Origin of the sequence: Moorena bouillonii PNG, assembly GCF_001942495.1 — a bacterium.
In the GTDB taxonomy this organism is placed as follows: domain Bacteria; phylum Cyanobacteriota; class Cyanobacteriia; order Cyanobacteriales; family Coleofasciculaceae; genus Moorena; species Moorena bouillonii.
Genome location: NZ_MKZS01000001.1, coordinates 3,455,522 through 3,474,496 on the forward strand (window position 1 = coordinate 3,455,522; position 18,975 = coordinate 3,474,496).

At 42.8% G+C, this 18,975-nt stretch carries 15 protein-coding genes and 1 pseudogene; 6 read left to right on the forward strand and 10 right to left on the reverse strand.

The window, feature by feature from the left end; all coding sequences use genetic code 11:
* The first annotated feature begins 85 nt into the window (after positions 1-85).
* Positions 86-1,324, forward strand: coding sequence for an RNA-guided endonuclease InsQ/TnpB family protein (locus tag BJP37_RS14090; protein WP_075899628.1), 1,239 nt, complete (start codon positions 86-88; stop codon positions 1,322-1,324).
* Between the two features lie 298 nt (positions 1,325-1,622).
* Here the strand turns inward: BJP37_RS14090 and BJP37_RS14095 are convergent, their stop codons facing one another.
* The gene (locus BJP37_RS14095) at positions 1,623-2,672 is read right to left on the reverse strand and encodes an alpha/beta hydrolase family protein (protein ID WP_075899630.1); all 1,050 of its coding nucleotides are present in this window, start codon (positions 2,670-2,672) and stop codon (positions 1,623-1,625) included.
* Positions 2,673-2,717: 45 nt separating this feature from the next.
* On the opposite strand from BJP37_RS14095, the pseudogene BJP37_RS14100 reads away from it, so the two are divergent.
* Positions 2,718-3,752, forward strand: a pseudogene (locus tag BJP37_RS14100) (RNA-guided endonuclease InsQ/TnpB family protein); the annotation flags it as partial.
* A gap of 298 nt (positions 3,753-4,050) precedes the next feature.
* Here the strand turns inward: BJP37_RS14100 and BJP37_RS14105 are convergent.
* Positions 4,051-5,100, reverse strand: a complete 1,050-nt coding sequence (locus BJP37_RS14105; protein ID WP_075899630.1) for an alpha/beta hydrolase family protein — start codon at positions 5,098-5,100, stop codon at positions 4,051-4,053.
* Positions 5,101-5,285: 185 nt separating this feature from the next.
* The gene (locus BJP37_RS14110) at positions 5,286-7,142 is read right to left on the reverse strand and encodes an ABC transporter substrate-binding protein (RefSeq protein ID WP_229415310.1); all 1,857 of its coding nucleotides are present in this window, start codon (positions 7,140-7,142) and stop codon (positions 5,286-5,288) included.
* A 334-nt stretch (positions 7,143-7,476) separates the two neighbouring features.
* Here BJP37_RS14110 and BJP37_RS14115 point away from each other — a divergent pair, with 334 nt between their 5' ends.
* On the forward strand, positions 7,477-8,283 hold the full coding sequence (locus BJP37_RS14115; RefSeq protein WP_075899632.1) for a hypothetical protein: 807 nt from the start codon (positions 7,477-7,479) through the stop codon (positions 8,281-8,283).
* 422 nt (positions 8,284-8,705) lie between these two features.
* Positions 8,706-9,830 carry an acyl-CoA dehydrogenase family protein gene (locus BJP37_RS14120; protein ID WP_075899634.1) on the forward strand — a complete coding sequence of 375 codons (1,125 nt, stop codon included), beginning with the start codon at positions 8,706-8,708 and terminating at the stop codon, positions 9,828-9,830.
* On the opposite strand, the gene BJP37_RS14125 is transcribed toward BJP37_RS14120, so the two are convergent.
* The 5 genes from BJP37_RS14125 to BJP37_RS39200 all read right to left on the reverse strand — a co-directional run bounded on the left by BJP37_RS14125 (position 9,816) and on the right by BJP37_RS39200 (position 14,627).
* Entirely contained in the window at positions 9,816-10,082 is a 267-nt protein-coding gene (locus BJP37_RS14125) for a hypothetical protein (RefSeq protein WP_075899636.1), read from the reverse strand. The two genes, BJP37_RS14120 and BJP37_RS14125, sit on opposite strands and share 15 nt — an antisense overlap.
* Before the next feature lie 39 nt (positions 10,083-10,121).
* On the reverse strand, positions 10,122-12,542 hold the full coding sequence (locus BJP37_RS14130; protein ID WP_158069580.1) for an ATP-binding protein: 2,421 nt from the start codon (positions 12,540-12,542) through the stop codon (positions 10,122-10,124).
* Between the two features lie 323 nt (positions 12,543-12,865).
* Positions 12,866-14,152 carry a P-loop NTPase family protein gene (locus BJP37_RS14135; protein WP_075899640.1) on the reverse strand — a complete coding sequence of 429 codons (1,287 nt, stop codon included), beginning with the start codon at positions 14,150-14,152 and terminating at the stop codon, positions 12,866-12,868.
* A 29-nt stretch (positions 14,153-14,181) separates the two neighbouring features.
* Positions 14,182-14,385: a hypothetical protein gene (locus tag BJP37_RS36540; protein ID WP_143727613.1), complete on the reverse strand. Its 204-nt coding sequence runs from the start codon at positions 14,383-14,385 to the stop codon at positions 14,182-14,184.
* A gap of 98 nt (positions 14,386-14,483) precedes the next feature.
* Complete coding sequence (locus BJP37_RS39200; RefSeq protein ID WP_158069581.1) at positions 14,484-14,627, reverse strand: hypothetical protein; 144 nt, start codon at positions 14,625-14,627, stop codon at positions 14,484-14,486.
* A 306-nt stretch (positions 14,628-14,933) separates the two neighbouring features.
* Between BJP37_RS39200 and BJP37_RS14140 the strand changes: the two genes are divergently transcribed.
* Positions 14,934-15,545, forward strand: coding sequence for a Uma2 family endonuclease (locus BJP37_RS14140; protein ID WP_081431185.1), 612 nt, complete (start codon positions 14,934-14,936; stop codon positions 15,543-15,545).
* 56 nt (positions 15,546-15,601) lie between these two features.
* On the opposite strand, the gene BJP37_RS14145 is transcribed toward BJP37_RS14140, so the two are convergent.
* A complete protein-coding gene (locus BJP37_RS14145) occupies positions 15,602-16,351 on the reverse strand; it encodes a Uma2 family endonuclease (RefSeq protein WP_075899642.1) in 750 nt (249 codons plus the stop codon).
* A gap of 83 nt (positions 16,352-16,434) precedes the next feature.
* Positions 16,435-17,262: a Uma2 family endonuclease gene (locus tag BJP37_RS14150; protein ID WP_075899644.1), complete on the reverse strand. Its 828-nt coding sequence runs from the start codon at positions 17,260-17,262 to the stop codon at positions 16,435-16,437.
* A gap of 378 nt (positions 17,263-17,640) precedes the next feature.
* On the opposite strand from BJP37_RS14150, the gene BJP37_RS14155 reads away from it, so the two are divergent.
* Complete coding sequence (locus BJP37_RS14155) at positions 17,641-18,819, forward strand: agmatine deiminase family protein (RefSeq protein WP_229415311.1); 1,179 nt, start codon at positions 17,641-17,643, stop codon at positions 18,817-18,819.
* Positions 18,820-18,975 lie beyond the last annotated feature (156 nt).

Here is an 18,975-nt window from a genome sequence, read left to right on the forward strand (position 1 = left end):
CGCGATAGCGTTACAATTTAAATTTTGTTTGTATCTTGTCTACCCAGGTGATTAGATTTTGATAGATTCATGCTAACATAGATTTATGTTGACACTTAATTACGAGTACAAGCTAGTCCCGACCAAGAAACAGACTGCAATCATTGAAGATATGTTGGCGGTCTGTAGAAAGGTATGGAATTACGCCTTAAGAGAGCGAAAAGACTGGCACGAAAGTAAGCGATGTTCGATTAATTACTGTTCGTTACAAAAAGAATATATAATTTCTGCAAATGAACCCTATCCTAGTTATCACTTACAAGCTGCTAATTTAACTAAAGCCAAAAAGACCAATCCTGAACTGAAAAGAACAAATGCTCAAGTTTTACAACAAGTCTTGAAGACTTTAGATCTAGCATTTAGAAATATTAAAGAACAGGAATATGGTTTTCCTCGGTTCAAAAATCGATACCGAATGCGGTCGTTTGTTTTTCCTCAATTTAAAACAAATCCAATAAATAATGAGTGGATTAAACTGCCTCAAATTGGATTAGTTAAACTGAGATTATCACGACCAATTCCAGATGGTTTTAAGATAAAGCAAGTTAGAATAGTTAGACGAGCTAGTGGTTATTTTGCAATGCTGTCTTTACAAAGTGAAGTCAGTGTTCCTGATACTCCACCACGGGGTCATCCGCTTGGGATTGATGTTGGGTTAGATAAGTTTTTAGCAACTTCTGATAATAAACTAATAGAGCGACCTAGATTTTTAAGCGAGATGCACGGTAAGCTGAAATTGCTACAACGCAGATTGAAGCTAAAGAAAAAAGGTTCCAAAAATAAACATAAACTAAATTGTAAAATAGCAAGAATTCATCAGAAAATATCAGATACCCGAAAAGATTTTTACTTTAAGTTAGCAAATTATCTTTGTGACCAGGCTGGAATGATATTTGTTGAGGACTTAGATTTCAGAACTTGGGCAAAAGGAATGTTAGGTAAACATACCCTTGATGCGGGTTTTGGTCAGTTCTTTGATATCTTAGCTTGGGTTTGTTGGAAACGAGGCGTATATTTTGGCAAAGTTGATTACAGATATACTAGTCAAATTTCTCCAAATTGTGGTATAAATACAGGCAAAAAAGATTTGTCTGAACGCATACACAAATGTTCTGAATGTCATTACGAAATTAACAGAGATGTTTCAGCTGCTCAAGTGATTTGTCAACGTGGTATCACTGCGGTCGGGCAGATCGTGGGAAAGAAAATTGACTGTGTAGGCGGGCTGTCGGGGGTTGATAACAACCTAGATAAGTGCTTAAGAAGCAGTAAACCCAAATTGTGAGGTTTGGGAATCCCCCGTTATAATCTTTGATTTAACGGGGGAGGATGTCAATAATATAGATAGCAGTTATCAATGGGGTTAGTCATCCAGCCCTTGGGGTTGCGCGGGAGTAGGGAGTAAAGAGCACGGTAAGGGAAAAAAAAATTGAGCCAAAATGTGATATATTGCAAGGATTATGACCATAATAAGCCTTGATTATCGGCACTATTGTACTTTTTTTCAATAGTTTTTTTCAAAATTGTTAGTAATAATTCCTCCTTGTTGATTCTTGGGCTTACCCTGGGCAGCACACTAACCCCTATTTACGCTGCCACAGCCAACTAATACCGCCCATCGCTATTGCCAATACTCCAAACAGGGAACTTGGTTCGGGAACAGTTTTCAGCTCAGCAATCACAGTAACATTAGGATCTAATGTTGCTCCTGTATCGAATACAAAATCAAAAGCGTTGGCATCATCTAGAAGATTAGCCCGCAAGAACAAAGCACTCCAACGAGCAATGGTTTCAATCCCTTCATCCTGAGCGAGAGTGGGATTGCTAAAATCGGGTCGCGTACCAGGAGGATTATTAACATTAGTAATACCAAAGTGATTGGCACCTGCAACGGTAATCAATGCCTTAGGAGAATCTTGGATTAACTCAAAAGTCCCCAAGGCTTCCTCAGGGGTTGCCACACCATCGAGACTTCCCTGAACTAAGGCCACAGGAATGCCATCATTAGCCGTAGGAACAAATTCCATTAAGAAGGGATCGAATCGATTCGTACCATAAAAAGCACCGGCCATAAGTGCTTCTGGACGATTAAAATCATCCAAACAGAGCGGAAAAATACAGGAACCTTCAATGGCGCTTAAACCGACTGCACCCCCTTGGGAATGACCGAGTAAAGCTAGCTTCTCGGTATCCACAATGCCCGCAAGCTGGGAATTAGAATTCTCGCTTTCTGTAATAATAAAGTCGAAGATCGAGTTAATTTGCGAACCGTCGGAAAGCAATCCTTCAAAATTAAACTGGGGTAGAGATACCCTATTGTTCGGAACGACAACCACAAAGCCGTAGCTAGCAACCTGAGTCGCAAAACTAGAGTAGAAGGATTTGTCTACTAATCCTCCTGGCAAGAGGATGGTAGTGGGAAATAATTCGTTGCTAGTGTTAGATACAACGGGAAAATAAATGTCTGCCGGATTGCCATTGGTTATAATGGTAGTACTGAAGCTATCAACTTCAGAAAAAATGGGTGCATCACTGAAAGTGGCACCAGTGGCTATTTCTGCAGTTCCGAAACTCATAACAATAGCGCTACAGAGGCTAAGGGAGTATTTTATTCGAGAAGAGGAAAAATTCATAAATTTTGCCGTTTAATTGCTATAATTATGCCGAAAGTACCCTANAAAGAACAGGAATATGGTTTTCCTCGGTTCAAAAATCGATACCGAATGCGGTCGTTTGTTTTTCCTCAATTTAAAACAAATCCAATAAATAATGAGTGGATTAAACTGCCTCAAATTGGATTAGTTAAACTGAGATTATCACGACCAATTCCAGATGGTTTTAAGATAAAGCAAGTTAGAATAGTTAGACGAGCTAGTGGTTATTTTGCAATGCTGTCTTTACAAAGTGAAGTCAGTGTTCCTGATACTCCACCACGGGGTCATCCGCTTGGGATTGATGTTGGGTTAGATAAGTTTTTAGCAACTTCTGATAATAAACTAATAGAGCGACCTAGATTTTTAAGCGAGATGCACGGTAAGCTGAAATTGCTACAACGCAGATTGAAGCTAAAGAAAAAAGGTTCCAAAAATAAACATAAACTAAATTGTAAAATAGCAAGACTTCATCAGAAAATATCAGATACCCGAAAAGATTTTCACTGTCTTGATGCAGTCGCTCATGGGGGAAACCACGGCAGTCGCTCATGGGGGGAACCCCCAAGACCGCGCTGCCTTCCCAAGACCGCGCTGCATCGCTTTAAGTTAGCAAATTATCTTTGTGACCAGGCTGGAATGATATTTGTTGTTGGCGAAGCCTGTCCGAAGGACATGGACTTAGATTTCAGAACTTGGGCAAAAGGAATGTTAGGTAAACATACCCTTGATGCGGGTTTTGGTCAGTTCTTTGATATCTTAGCTTGGGTTTGTTGGAAACGAGGCGTATATTTTGGCAAAGTTGATTACAGATATACTAGTCAAATTTGTCCAAATTGTGGTATAAATACAGGCAAAAAATATTTGTCTGAACGCATACACAAATGTCCTGAATGTCATTACGAAATTAACAGAGATGTTTCAGCTGCTCAAGTGATTTGTCAACGTGGTATCACTGCGGTCGGGCAGATCGTGGGAAAGAAAATTGACTGTGTAGGCGGGCTGTCGGGGGTTGATAACAACCTAGATAAGTGCTTAAGAAGCAGTAAACCCAAATTGTGAGGTTTGGGAATCCCCCGTTATAATCTTTGATTTAACGGGGGAGGATGTCAATAATATAGATAGCAGTTATCAATGGGGTTAGTCATCCAGCCCTTGGGGTTGCGCGGGAGTAGGGAGTAAAGAGCACGGTAAGGGAAAAAAAAATTGAGCCAAAATGTGATATATTGCAAGGATTATGACCATAATAAGCCTTGATTATCGGCACTATTGTACTTTTTTTCAATAGTTTTTTTCAAAATTGTTAGTAATAATTCCTCCTTGTTGATTCTTGGGCTTACCCTGGGCAGCACACTAACCCCTATTTACGCTGCCACAGCCAACTAATACCGCCCATCGCTATTGCCAATACTCCAAACAGGGAACTTGGTTCGGGAACAGTTTTCAGCTCAGCAATCACAGTAACATTAGGATCTAATGTTGCTCCTGTATCGAATACAAAATCAAAAGCGTTGGCATCATCTAGAAGATTAGCCCGCAAGAACAAAGCACTCCAACGAGCAATGGTTTCAATCCCTTCATCCTGAGCGAGAGTGGGATTGCTAAAATCGGGTCGCGTACCAGGAGGATTATTAACATTAGTAATACCAAAGTGATTGGCACCTGCAACGGTAATCAATGCCTTAGGAGAATCTTGGATTAACTCAAAAGTCCCCAAGGCTTCCTCAGGGGTTGCCACACCATCGAGACTTCCCTGAACTAAGGCCACAGGAATGCCATCATTAGCCGTAGGAACAAATTCCATTAAGAAGGGATCGAATCGATTCGTACCATAAAAAGCACCGGCCATAAGTGCTTCTGGACGATTAAAATCATCCAAACAGAGCGGAAAAATACAGGAACCTTCAATGGCGCTTAAACCGACTGCACCCCCTTGGGAATGACCGAGTAAAGCTAGCTTCTCGGTATCCACAATGCCCGCAAGCTGGGAATTAGAATTCTCGCTTTCTGTAATAATAAAGTCGAAGATCGAGTTAATTTGCGAACCGTCGGAAAGCAATCCTTCAAAATTAAACTGGGGTAGAGATACCCTATTGTTCGGAACGACAACCACAAAGCCGTAGCTAGCAACCTGAGTCGCAAAACTAGAGTAGAAGGATTTGTCTACTAATCCTCCTGGCAAGAGGATGGTAGTGGGAAATAATTCGTTGCTAGTGTTAGATACAACGGGAAAATAAATGTCTGCCGGATTGCCATTGGTTATAATGGTAGTACTGAAGCTATCAACTTCAGAAAAAATGGGTGCATCACTGAAAGTGGCACCAGTGGCTATTTCTGCAGTTCCGAAACTCATAACAATAGCGCTACAGAGGCTAAGGGAGTATTTTATTCGAGAAGAGGAAAAATTCATAAATTTTGCCGTTTAATTGCTATAATTATGCCGAAAGTACCCTAATTTATTTATCAAATTTTCAGGGCAGATTCTAGTGCTGCTACCCTAGAGGGAGAAGCTGTAATATCATGTCGGGATAATTACCCTTAATAAAAATTTCTCCCACCTCCCCATTTCCCCATCCCCTAAGGTCCAAGACTTGATTAGTTTTCCGCAATTCTCAGCTCATCAATGTTCCATAACGGTCCCCCTAAGCTAGAAAATTTGATAGTCTTGATGCGATCGCGTACTGCCTCAAAGTCTAGTGAATTGACCAGGAAAAACACGGGCAACTCCTCGGCAACGATTTCCTGGAATTGACCATAAATGGCTTTGCGTTTGCTCTGATCAAGTTCTTGTATCCCAGCATTGAAAAGACGGTCAATCTCTTGCTCCCAGTTAGACACTTCCCACCCTTCCAGTGGTGGTTGTCCGGGTTGAGGACCTTGATTAAATTGATGAAACGATCCTCCGCTATACCAGAAAACAAATATACTGTGAGGCTCACTCACTCCTGCTCCAAAGGCACCCACATAACACTCCCAATCTCGAGTCGATAGGAGCTTTCTGAGCACAAGGTTAAAGCTGAGTACCTGCAAATCTGCTTCTATCCCAATTTGGCTCAAGTCTTGTTTAATCTGAACTGCTGCGTCTACTCGGGATTTATCGTCTGATTTCACCAGCAAAGTGAATTGTACCCGGTTGCCATCCCAATCCAGCAGCTGATTTTGGGAGTTATACCTGAAACCAGCCTCTAATAGTAATTGTTTTGCTTTCTGGGGTTGATAGTTGTAGACTTTTAACCCATCTTCTGGGGACAGGTAATAGGGACTTTGGACAGCAATGGGAGAATGTTGTACTTCACCCAGTCCCCGATAAATATTAGTTTTCATTCTTTCCCGGTCAATAGCATAGGCTACCGCTTGTCGAAAGGCCAAGGTATTGAACCAACGGGACTTGATTGGGTCTACGAAAGGTTTTCCCTGAGCATTGCGAGCTTTGTTGAGATTAAAACCGACAAACCTAATGCTAGGCATCGGTCCTCCATTGTAAATGGTGTATTTCCCCCGCTTTTCCTCTCGTTTAAGTAACCCAAAGGCCTCGGGATTGACTCTGAGGCTATCCAACTCCCCAGAGCGAAATCTGAGTAACTGGTTATCAGAGGATGGGATAACTTGTAAGACAATCCGTTGAATGTAGGGTTGGGGATTTCCCTGAGCATCAGCACGCCAGTAATAAGGGTTGCGTTGTAGGATGACTCGCTCAGCAGGGGTATACTTTTGTAGTCGATAGGGACCATTGCTAACAATGTCTTGGGGATTGGTGTTAGTGCCCCAAGTTGAAAGAAACTGGGGATTGCCATTACCATCAGTGGCTTGCACAGACTCTCGTAACGCATGAGCCGGTAGAATGGCTAGGGTTCCGGCGGATCTCACAAATGGCGCAAAGGGTTGTGGTAAGGTAAACTCAACTCGCCGCTGATCTAGTTTGCGCACCGATGGGTACTTACCAGTACTACCAATCTGGAGGAAATCTCGGAAGACTGTGGGAATTTTAGGATTCAGGTAAAGCTCCTGATAGGTAAAGATCACATCATCCACCGTCAGGGGTTCCCCATCAGACCACTTTAGCCCATGCCGCAGGGTGAAGGTGATCTGCTGTCGGTCTGAGGAAATGTCCCAAGATTCAGCTAGTTTTGGTTCCAACTCCCCTGTCATGCCATTCTCACTCAACAATCCTTCGTAGAGGTAACCAAATACACCGAAGGGAGAGGTATTAACAATATAGTTAAAGCTAGCTGGGTCACTAGGAGTAGCTAACACTAGTTGAGAGACCTGAGCTGCCTGAGTCTTAAACTGGTTCGGATGGCAACCTGTAAGGGTCAATAGACAAGATAGCACCAGCGCAATGGCTAGAGGCAGGGGTCGTAAGACCTGTTGAAAAGGGAGGAGTGTGGGGAGAGGAGGAAGGGAAGAATTAGTTTTGGATAAGAGGATATCTTTAAATACATTTTTAATCATTGTCTTGATGCAGTCGCAAATGGTAACGGTATCGGTATTAAAATTTATATAGCAAAGGGAATAGGGAATAGGGAATAGGGAATAGGGAATAGGGAATAGGGAATAGGGAATAGGGAAATCCTAAATCAAAAGTTATCACAGATTTAGGATTTCTCTAGTAATTTCATGGCTATAACCATAACGTGATCATCAACAAACGGGATCAACAAACCGGATGCGCGAGTATCGATCTATTACGGTAAAGCATACCCGATATTCATAAAACAAATGCGAACGCATACATCAGGTTTGGATACTTAAAGCACAGATTTGCGATAGTATCCAAGGGAGTGTCATGGCCGAAACAGTAGAGTCAAGCAACCTAGACAATACCAAAAAATTGGGGTTTTGTGATGCCCCGATACCGAAAATAATCTATGTCAAAAACTCTGAAAATGGTAAGTACCTGTGGCACTTTTGGAATCACTCAGAAAACAAACCAGAAGCCATTTACCACCAAGCCATTCGATGTTTTGTGAGTGGGATTGAGATAGTGGCAAAAGAATTTCTTGAGAAAGAAGTGCTTAAACTCCGCATCCAAGTGCTAGCGGATAAACCGTATTCTATCCAGTCAGGGATTGATAGTATATTTTCTCGTTGCTTTTTGCTTAGTCTTGTTAAGTTATCCCCTGAGCAAGTAAAGGAACCGCTGACGATCGCTCTGAGGGGTAATGATACTTCAAAAGGTAATCCAGCTACCGTATTCTGTTCCCTCTATGATAGTAGAGACCGCTATATATCCTATGATTGGGATGCTTCTGTTAATATCTACTCGATTGCCAATGCCTGCCAGTCACTTTTAAGTGGTCAGCCAATTTCACCACCAGGACCAGAGTCAGAGCCACAAACAAAGCCACAGACCGGGGCACAACAATCGGAAGATTGGATCAAGTCCCACGAATCTTTTGAAATTCTAAAGCAGACGTCCAAGGAACTTCAACGGTTGCGGTGGTCAAAACAAGATGGAGTTAAATACCTACAACAGGTTTACGGGAAGATTTCCCGTCAGTTTCTGACACCTGAAGAATTGTTAGATTTCCTCAAGAGGCTACAAAGCTTTCCAACCCCTAACCATGACAATATGGAAGAAACAGTTTTTTAGCTGCTGATATTAATTGGTATCCACAGCTACGATTCGGCAAAGCCGACGCGATGAAGCGTTCGCGTAGCGTGGCCTACGGCCTCAGCTTCCGCTAAAAGCGAACGCTTTCACTCACTGGGGGCGATTGACCTTTGGTCAAGCTACGCGAACGCTTTTTATGACGAAAGTACCTCACCGAATTGAAAAATGCTATAAATCACAGGTAAGCATATGTGCTACTTGAGATGCTACTTGAGGTGCCCTCAGCCCTCAGCCCTCAGCCCTCAGCCCTCAGCAGACTTAACTCAGATTAAACGAATGCTTACCTGTTTTCTTCAAAAGCTGTTCGCGCAACGTGCGCGTAGCGCATAAGCTGATAACTGATAACTGATAGCTGATAGCTGATAGCTGAATGCTTAAGATCATAGTAACTAGAAAGGTTGATGCAGGTGATCAAACGGTATCCCGATAATGACCAACAAAGCCTATTAGAGACAGCAGAGTCTTATCTAAGGGAATCCGTTGCTCCCTTGGCTTCAGAAATTGATAGTGCTCCTGAGGTGTTACGAGAGGCTCTCAAGGGGATGAGCGATCGCAGGTTGCTAGGGCTACGGATTCCCAAATCCTGGGGAGGTCTCGAAGTCAGTAGCACAACCTTTGGCTACTTCCAGCAACTGGTAGCACGGTATTCCGGTGCTTTGGCATTCTTGCAAATGCAACACCAGAGTGCTGGAGCAATGATCGCCTACTCTGAGAATGAATCGTTGAAGCATCAGTATCTTCCTAAATTAGCCAAGGGTCAAGTGCTAGTTGGTATCGGCTTTTCCCAAGTGCGACGAACAGGTAACCCACCGGTGAAAGCTATTCCGGTAGATGGTGGATATCAGATCAGCGGAAAAGTGCCTTGGGTTACTGGGTTTAGCTTGTTTCAAGAGTTTGTCATTGGTGCAGTATTGCCTGATGGTGGAGAACTTTACGGTATGGTGCCATTGACTCCGACCTGCCAAGATGCAGGTGGTACTATTACCTTTAGCAAACCCATGGCACTGGGGGCGATGCAATCCACTAATACTGTTAGTGCTACCCTTACGGATTGGTTCTTACCCGAAGAACGTGTGGTCTCGATTGCTAAAGCAGGTGCAATTCACGGAAATGACCAGAAAAAAGTTTTGTCTGCTGGTTTTTTCGCTCTAGGATGTGCCCAAGCTGGACTGGACATTGTCGAAGCGGCGGCCAAAACCAAGCAACTGGATTTTCTATACAATGCTTTTGAATGCCTCAATGGGGAATTGACTCGCTGCCAGACAGCTATGATCGAAGCACTACAAGGAGATTCCCAGACCTTTGAACAACGGCTACAACTGAGGACTCGGGCAATTAACTTAGCAGGACGATGTGCTCAAGCAGCGGTGACTGTGTCTAGTGGTGCTGCTAACTACAAACACCATCCTGCTCAGCGAGTCTATCGGGAAGCTTTGGTATTCACTGTTTCTGGTCAAACCACCGCTGTCATGGAGGGAACTCTGGCTCGGTTGGTAAATGTTTCGTGTGGGTCAAGGGTTGATTAGCTTAAGCAAAATAGACTGCCATTGTTCTAATGATGCTTTATCGCTAGTCTGAATTTTATGAATTACCAACCCCTCCATAATTGATGACCTAAATAAGTAGACTGGTTTCTCTAAGTCTTGATTCCTCATAATCAAACCTTGTTGTTGGAGAGAAGATAAATCTAATTCTTGTTGGCTAAAAACTAAGTCAATATTACTTAAGTCAATAGTAATCTTCTGATCTAGACCATCTTTTAACTTCGACCAAGCCATCAGTATCAACAGCCCTTGCTCGACTTCCCTACACCGTTGCTAAATATTTTGGAAAATATGTCTAGTTTGATCTTCAAACTCCTTGGTAAAGGTTTCAGTATCAGGTAACTTCCCAGTTCTTAATTCTCTAAATAGCAAAGAACCAGCAATTTGTAGCAGCGCCGGATGTCCACCAGCCCTGTCTTTAATAACATCCTGTAATGCTGGTGTGATGGGAATACTGGCCATTAATTGCTCGACCTCAGTTTCCGTTAATGGCTTAAGGGATTGAAACAAATAATGGTTATACCAGGGAGAACTATTGGGATTAAAAGGAGGACCAAGTTCATTGAGAGGGCGGAGTGAAGCAACAATCATTGATAAATATCTCCTCTCCCGAGAGTGATAGGCAATACTGCGACACTCTGTGACAAAGGTTTCGATGTCAGCTTGAGTATAGTGCTGGTTTTCCCGCAAAGCTGCATCATAGTCATCCACTAGCAACACCAAGAATTTGTTGTGTTTCCCAAGCTTTCGCAATACTTGGCGCATCCCCCTGGTAGTTGTTTGTCCCTGATCCAGCAATGTGTCAATGTAACTCTGAAGGTCTGGCTCACTGTCTAATTTATTGATCAGCTCAGTTAGGACTTCTTGCCAAAACCCGGAAGCTGTAAACGGTTGGATACTTTCGCAACTGAGGAGCACCATCAAAGCCTGGGATGGGTCTTGTCCATACTCTTCCCAAAGGTCTGGGGAAGCCAGGAGTTCCAGGAAAGAGGTCTTTCCCATGCCTAGACCACCCCAAATTGCTAGGTTACTGCGGTTAGAGATTTGATCAAAGGCAGCCTGAATTTCTGATCGTCGTCCCACAAAACGGTCTGGGGTAACTGGTGCCCCCACAAAGAAAGGATTGTTTAATTTGTTATAAAGTTTATCAGCGTCTTGATTATCTGGCTCTATCCTTAGCACTTGCTCAAATTGCTCCATGGCTAGGATAACTTCCCCTATTTCCATGAGGTGTTTTCCATAACCTAAAAGCGATTCCACTAATCCATCCTGATTCCGGACTCGATCAACTAGGTATGCTTGCTGATAGCATTCCACTGCTTTATCAAATACGTGACCTTCCAAATATATCCTTGCGATCTCGAATAAAGCACTAAAGTGATTGGGATTAGCTTTCAAAACCTGTTCATAGGGTTTTACCTGATGGGATACATCCCCCTGATCACTCCGTTCCCTTGCTTTTTTATAAATAGCCTTAGCCTCTGGATCGAGGTCTTCTAATTCAAATATATCTCGCCGCAATGGGTAACGTTGAACTAACCAGCGGCGGACTAATTCTATTTCTACCTTGTAGGATTTTCCGTTGTAGGATGAAACTTGATCAGTGATTTCTACAACCCCCAAAAAACCTGATTCAACTAGTGTTTTCCTAGCTTCCCTCAAAGACTTGGTGATGGTAACGCCATACTCTTCCAGTAAACTCAATGGGTCTTGCACAACCTGATTAGGATTTTTTTCAGCGTTTTTTTGAGCCTCTGCTACTGCGGAAAATATCACTCGTTCAGGAATCGGTAATCCATCCCGAAACCAGATTAATCCTGCCTCACCAATTTCAATGGCATCATCAACAATTCTGGTGACATCATCACGAGTTACTTGCCACTTTTGTTCAAGTCTAGCTTGAGCAAACAGTGCATTACATATAACCTGAGTGAAATAGGGATGACCTGAAGTTAATTTTAAGATGGCATCGATTGCCTCCGATTTATAGGTCAAAGACCCTTTAGCTGGTTCAGTAATTAACTCTCTGGCACTTCGTTCACTGAGCAAGCCAATTTCTTGGTTAGGAGCACCTTTAAATAATCCCAGCAACTTGGGCATGTCATCCAGTTGCCGTCCTATAAACGGAATAATAAATAATCGTTTTTCCTGTTTAAGCAGAGATTTTAAATAAGGGAAAAACGTTTCAGATGATGACTCTTTTGATGGCTCTGAGGTAGAATATTCACTACTCAACACATCAAACTCATCTAGCAACAACACCAGCTTTTTATCCCCTAATTCTTGATATACCTTTTGTAAAAAGCTATCAGCAAAAAGAGTCGGATTGGTTTCTAATTCCCTAACGGTTAGTAGTTTACTCTGAACAGACCCTAGCTGAAGTTGCTTAATAATAGCTTCTCCTAAACTGTATAGAACACGACTAAGGGATAACTGACTTTTGTCCTGTAGATCAAACTGGACAAACACAAAGTCATCTTGTCCAACAAAATTGGGAATTTGTTTAAGTACAGAGGATTTCCCCATACGTCGTTGACCATGGAACAAAATTACCTGTGCGTCCTGCCGGAGATTGTCCTCAATGAAATCAAACTTTTCGCGTCTACCGAAAAATAATTCCGGTTCAAAGATGGGACGACCAACAATATAAGGATTTCTAATATAAGGATTTTTCCGAACAGTTGCACTAATCATTTTGGCTTTCTCCCCAGTTACGTTGTAAGCTATCAGCATTCAGCTATAAGCATTCAGCTTATGCGCGATGGGTTAAGTCACAGGCTATAAGCCTGTTCCACAAAGCTGTTTGCTTAGCGTGGCCTACGGTCAAGGGCTTTTACCCAGACTGAAAATTCTTATTAATCTCGAACTATTAAATTCTACTATTCGAGGTTTATTTTAAGCTGATAGCTGACAGCTGTTCGCGTAGCGTGCGCGTAGCGCATTAGCTGACTGCTTACACTCACCGAATTAAGAACTGCTATATAGTATCACCACAAGGTCGGAAGAGCAACCTTAGTTTATCTGCCAATTGCTCCTTTTGGAAGAGCAGCTGTCACTTTTCCAATCCATTCTAGGATAGATGGCAGCTGGTCTTTATTTTCCCATAACCAACGAATTGCTGTGGTTACTTTTTCAGATTGCTTTGAACTCATCACATTCAGAAATACTTTCTTTCGTTGGTTTAGTTCAGTTTCATTGCTATTTTGAATTTTTTTGACCACCCACCACTCCATAATAGAAGATGCAAAGGAATAACTGATTTTATCTTCCGTGTTTTGACGTTTAATCACTCCTTGCCCCACTAGAGCATTTAACTCTAGCTCCTGCTGACTGAAAATGTTATCAATATTACTGATATCGTAGCACTGATTACGCAATCGACCATTTAGTTCAGACAGGGCAATGAGCATTAACAGGGTTTGCTCGATGGGATTAGACAGTTCCCACATCTGTTGAAAGATCTGTAGGGTTGTATTTTGAAACTCTTGGGCAAAGGCAACAGGGTCGAGGTCTCCTCCAGATCGTAACTCTTGGTAGAGCAGATAACCGGCATTCTGTAGCAAGACCGGGTGTCCATCAGCAATCTCTTTAATACCATCCCGCAACGCTGGTGTCATCCGCATACCAAATAGCAGAGTATCTACTTCATTCTTGGTAAATGGCTTAAGTTGTCGAAACAGATAGTGATTGTACCACGGGGATTTATTTGGAGTGAGACTCGGCCCAAGTTCATTAAGACGGCGAGAGGAGGTGAGAATCATTGAGAGGTATTGCCTTTCCTCAGCAAAATAGCCTACGCTGCGACACTCACTTAGAAAGGTTTCCAGGTCAGCTTCAGTGTAGGTTTCATGAGTGCGAAAGACAGCATCATAATCATCAACTAGCAATACTAGGAATTTATTGTGTGCTCCGAGCTTACCCAAGACTTTTCGGAAATCTTCAGCAGTGCTTTTTCCGTCTTGCAGGAATCCATCAATATCTGCTTGCAGCCCTCGATTGCTGTCCAGTTTAGTTTTAATCAAGCTTAAGACGTTTCCCCAGAAGCCAGACCCACTGAAGGGATGAATACTCAGGCAATTTAACAACACAATCACTGCTTCCGATGGGTCGGTCTGGTGTATTCGCCAGATTTCCGGCCAAGTGAGTAATTCCAAAAAAGACGACTTTCCAATGCCCGGACCTCCCCAAATTGCTAAGTTACTGCGATGGTAGATTTGGTCAAAAGCGGTTTCAATCAGAGCAGTTCGTCCAACAAAACGCTCTGGGGGAACTGGCTTACCGACAATAAAGGGATTCTTTGGCATTGGAACTCAGTTAGTTATTCAATCAGTAATTATTTAAGCAGTGTGGAACACGGAATCGGGAATAGGGGGAATAGTGTGGGCAGTGTATGGGGAGTTTGGGGAGTGCGGGCGGTTTGGGGAGTGCGTCGAAGGTTGGGAGTGCGGGGAGTGTAGGGAGGGGGGGGAGTGTGGAGAGGGAAGAAGTTGTTTTCGATTAAGATTAAGTTGGTATCTTTAAGTACATTTTTGCTCATTTTTCTCGTACTTCCTGCTCTGATGATAACAACGATTTTGGGAAACGTTTATGACTGGATTTAACTCTGATCGAACTATTTTCAGTATAGTGCAATTCTCAATTGTCTGAGGTGCTTTGCTCCTGGGTTGATGGGAGTGGGGAGTGGGGAGTGGGGAGTGGGGAGTCGGGAGTCGGGAGTAGGGAGTAGGGAACAGGGAACAGGGAACAGGGAGTAGAGACTATGGCATCAAAAATTCTCACAATTCCTAAACGGTACCCTATCTAATCAGCAGGTTCTAGTGGAAATTTTACCGCTCCTCCCCTTCTTCCGATGTTCCAGTCGTACCTGAAGATCAAGCCTGCAACTTATATCATGTCAGGATAATTCCCTTAATAAAAATCTCCCCCATCTCCCCATCTCCCCATCTCCCCATCTCCCCATCTCCCCACAATTTTATTATGGGTATTCAACCGAACTTGATATTATAAAAGCTCTTGCCAGCGATCGCTTAACCAAAACTGATCTTAGAATAGAATAAACTCTTTTGTGCGGGAAGTAGCTAAATCATGACAGTAGCCACCACAGCTGTTGAAACTAATCCCATTGTGCTGAGGATGCCTCCAGCATTGGATATGGATGATGACCAATTTTTTGAGTTTTGTCAGGTTAATCGAGATTTACGTATTGAACGCACATTAGAGGGAGAAATAATTGTTATGCCCCCAACAGGAGGTGAAACATCTGACAGAAATTCCGACATTAATTTTCAGCTACGGTTATGGAACCGCCAAACAAAGCTAGGGAAAGTTTTTGAGTCTTCTTGTGGCTTTAAGCTGCCCAATGGGGCAGATCGTTCTCCTGATGCATCTTGGCTCAAGCTGGAGCGGTGGGAATCCCTGAGTAAAGAAAAAAGAAAAAAATTTATTCCTCTGTGCCCAGATTTTGTGATTGAGTTGCGTTCCCCCAGTGATAGGGTAAAAGACCTCAAGGACAAGATGGAGGAGTACATGGAAAATGGTGCGAGGTTGGGGTGGTTGATTGAGCCAAATAGTCGTCGGGTGTATATTTACCGTCCTGATGCTGATGTGGAGCAATTGGAAAATCCCGCTACGGTGAAGGGGGATGATTCGGTGCTGCCTGGTTTTGTCATGGTTATGGAGGAAATTTGGGAAGGTTGAAGGGTGGCACTTTCAGCCTACTCCCTTCGCTCCTCCTTATCCAAAACTGACGTTAGTTAGTTTTGGACTCTATGATTAACCTCGTCTACTGATATACTCAAAGCTTCAGCTATCTGTTCCACACTCACCCCTAATCCTAATAAATGTGAAATAGCCTTCTGTAGTGCTTGTTCAGTTTTATGTAGTGCTTGTTCAGCTTCCTGATAAGCCATGTCCAGTTCTTGAAAGTTTAATAGCTTTTTTCCCAACTTTGGATCGAAAAACTCTAATTTTCCCTGATTCACTTGAAGTTCTAGACCTAAGACTTCACTGTAAATCGAGAAATCTTCATCTCCTAAAGGTTTGCTAGCTATAGGCTCATAGTTTCCCTCCACCAGACGTAATCCTTTCAGGGGTGGTTGGAGATAATCTTCCACAGGGTCATACTGCATATATTCTAATACTCCCATATCTTGGTATGTTTGGCGATTAAACCTTTGATCAGTTCCCTTAGTACTTATTGAAGTTACTTCTAAGATCCAACTCGGAAACTTTCCGCCTTCTTCCCAAACTTTGTAGTGTTTTCGTAGTTTATTTTCTACTCCGAAAATTACAAATACATCAGGCTCGATTACGGCATCATATATGCCTTCTAGGTAGTAAATCGATAAGTTACCGGAAACATAAACATCGTCTCGATTTTTGAAATAGTTTTTCAAGGCTTCTACGCCATAAATGATATAATCTCGGTTAGGGTCACTTTCTGCCATTGGTGTACCATTAGTATTGCGGTAGAAAAATTTAGGTTTTAATTGCTCATTAGTCATTGGTCATTCAGCAAGGGAGTAGGGAGCAGGGAATAGGGAATAGGGAATAGGGAACAGGGAATAGGTAAGGGGGAATAACCAATTTAAATGTGACGGTTAACCTCTGCCACTGATAAATTTAGTGCTTCAGCTATCTGTTCAACAGTCAAGCCTAAGCTTAATAACTGGGAAATAGCATTCTGTAGCCCTTCTTCCGCTCGTTGTCGGGCTTGAGCTTCAGCAGCTCGCTCTAACTCCGCTTGTTGTCGGGCTTGAGTTTCTGCGGTTTGCTCTAACTTTGCTCGTTGATAAGCTATCTCCAGTTCTTGAAAATTTAATAGCTTTTTCCCCAGCTTCGGATCAAAAAATTCTAGTTTTACCTGATGCACTTGCAGCTCTAGACCTAACACTTCACTATCAATAGAAAAATCTCCATCCCCTAAGGGCTTGCTGGGGATAGGTTGATACTTTCCCTTCACCAAACGTAATCCCTTAAGTGGCGGGTTAAGATAATCCCCGGTAGGATCATACTGAAAGTATTCTAATACTCCCATTGTTTGGTATAGTTGGCGTTTTGTGGTTTGATCACTATTCCGGCTGCTTTTTGAGGTTATTTCTAATACCCAACTGGGCAATTTTCCTCCTTCTTCCCAAGCCTTGTAGCTTCTTCGCTGTTTGTTTTCCACGCCAAAAACCACAAATACATCAGGAGAGACTACCTGATCGGGTTCTCCTTTCTGGTAGTAAATAAATAAGTTACCCGAAACATAAACATCTTCCCGATTTTTGAAATAACTTTTTAATGCTTCTACTCCATAAATTAGATAATCCCGAGTAGGATCACTTTCTGTCATAGGTTTACCATCACTATCGGGGTAGAAAATTTCGGTTTTGAGTTCGTCAGTTATTTTAGTAATAGGTACTTTAGTCATAGGAAAGACACCTTCTGATTAAAATTGAAACTAGAAACTTGAAACTTATAGCTGATAGCTTACATTAGTGAACCTTTTCTCTATGGGGAAGAAGGGTAATGGTGAAAACACTTTCCCCATTACCCAAAGGTGTAATTGCAATCACACCGCATTACAGAATCTCTAATTACCTTAATTTGACCATCAGTAGAAAAAACAGATCACCTGTCACTGGACATTTTAGCCACTCTATGATACCGCTGCTAGCATTGACCATCAAAAAGTGTGTTAAGTGTCGGAAGTGTCGGAAGTGTCGGAAGTATGCCAGGATTCCTACTCCCTACTCCCTGCTCCCTACTCCCTACCCAATTTAGAACTGCTATAGAATAGATACACGCTATGTTGAATCGTCGAAGGTTACTAAAGTTAAGTGTTCTTTCAGCTGCTAGTGCCTTGGGTATGTCAGCAGTTTGCTCAAGGGTGAGAACTGAGGTTAGTAGTAGTGAAATGCCGGACTATAACAGCACTGGAGTGACGTTATTACAAGAGACAACACCCCTTGAGGATGGCTTTTTCTTTCCGGCGGAATGGCAGCCCCATGAATTCACGATCATGGTGTTTCCTCCAGCTCAGAATTGGAAAGGGTATGGTCTGAAGAAGGCAAGGCGGGAATGGGCAGCAGTGGCGAATGCTGTCAATGAGTTTGAACCCGTTTCGATGGTTGTTCATCCTCAAGACAAAGGTGTGGCTAAGGGCTTGTTGAGTTCAGATATCGAACTGATTGAGTTTCCCGTAAACGATGGCTGGGCAAGGGATTCCGGTCCAATGTTTTTGGTGAACGGCAAGGGTTCACGTCGGGTAGCTGGCTTTACCTTCAACGGTTGGGGTGGTAAGTTTCCCCCCTATCACGACGATGCTTTACTAAAAGCGCGATTGTCTAACTATTTTGAGACTACCATGTACTCATCCTCTTTAGTGTTGGAGGGCGGTGGTGTCACATTAGATGGTGAAGGTACTATTATCACCACTGAAGAATGTTTACTTAACCCGAATCGCAACCCCACCATGAGTAAGTCTCAAGTTGAGAGACTTTTGAAGGACTATCTCGGGGCTGAAACGGTGGTTTGGCTAGGTCGTGGTATCGTGCCTGATCCCGTCACAGATGGACATGTGGATGGGATTTGCGCATTTGCAGCACCTGGATTGGTCTTACTCCATAGCACTGATGATGCTAATGATCCAAACTACAAGATTTGTGGGGATGCTAAGCATCGATTACAACAAAGTACTGATGCTCGCGGACGTAAGTTTGAGATTGTTGAGATTCCTCTTGGCTTAGATGTTGCTCACATGAATTTTTATATTGCTAATAATGCTGTGATCGTTCCAGTTGCTGGTGACTCCAGCCAAGATGATGCTCCCCTTGCTATTCTGCGTGAGGTTTTCCCTGGGCGGAAGGTTGTTGGTGTAAATAGTCTGATCCTGGCTGAAGGTGGAGGAGGAGTTCATTGTATTACCCAACAGGTACCTGTTGCTAATGGGGTAAGCATTCAGCAGTCAGCAGTCAGCAGTCAGTAGTCAGTAAATTTTGGGGCAGGAAACAGGCAAGATGCCTGTTCCACCAAGATGCCCGTTTTACACAAATAAATATTTAAGCAAAATTTAACAAATAGTCTGTGATATGAAATCCGGCTAAATAGTTACTGTTAAGCCTTGGCATCCTGCCACCAGTGA